The sequence below is a fragment of the Pseudoalteromonas sp. SR41-8 genome (genome assembly GCF_014163915.1).
GTDB lineage: Bacteria > Pseudomonadota > Gammaproteobacteria > Enterobacterales > Alteromonadaceae > Pseudoalteromonas > Pseudoalteromonas rhizosphaerae.
Map to the genome: position 1 here is coordinate 1 of NZ_JACJEE010000097.1, position 355 is coordinate 355.

The following is a 355-nucleotide window of genomic DNA, read 5'->3' on the forward strand; positions in this document are numbered from 1 at the left end:
AGAAAACACAGTCGTCAGCATGATCGGAAGCTTCTTATGGGTGACCACTTTCAGATCTTTGGTGAAAAAGCATGGCGTGAGTGATATTGCTAAGGCAACAGGATTAAATCGTGAAAGCTCGTATAAGGCGGTGAATGGTAAAACCAAAACTCGTTGCGAAACTTTTTTCAAGTGATAAAAGCACTTAACTTTCACCTTACAACGCAAGTGGCGTAGGTTGGGGAGAGTGCAACGAAACCCTACTGGTGTGGGGGCGTTCTTAGGGCGATAAGTGAATTTCACCACAGAGGTCAAAGTGGCGCTTCGCGCTGCACCGAGGGTAAATATTGTTGTAGGAGATGGCTTTAGCCACGAA

Annotated in this window: 1 protein-coding gene; it reads left to right on the forward strand. The window is 45.9% G+C overall.

The genetic code is table 11. The annotated features are described in order from the left end of the window. The first annotated feature begins 19 nt into the window (after window positions 1-19). On the forward strand, window positions 20-175 hold the full coding sequence (locus H5162_RS21590; protein WP_409076817.1) for a DNA-binding protein: 156 nt from the start codon (window positions 20-22) through the stop codon (window positions 173-175). Window positions 176-355: the final 180 nt, after the last annotated feature.

Coding starts and splice junctions, on each gene's coding strand:
- H5162_RS21590 (WP_409076817.1), top strand. CDS start 20: ATGATCGGAAGCTTCTTATGGGTGACCACTTTCAGATCTTTGGTGAAA.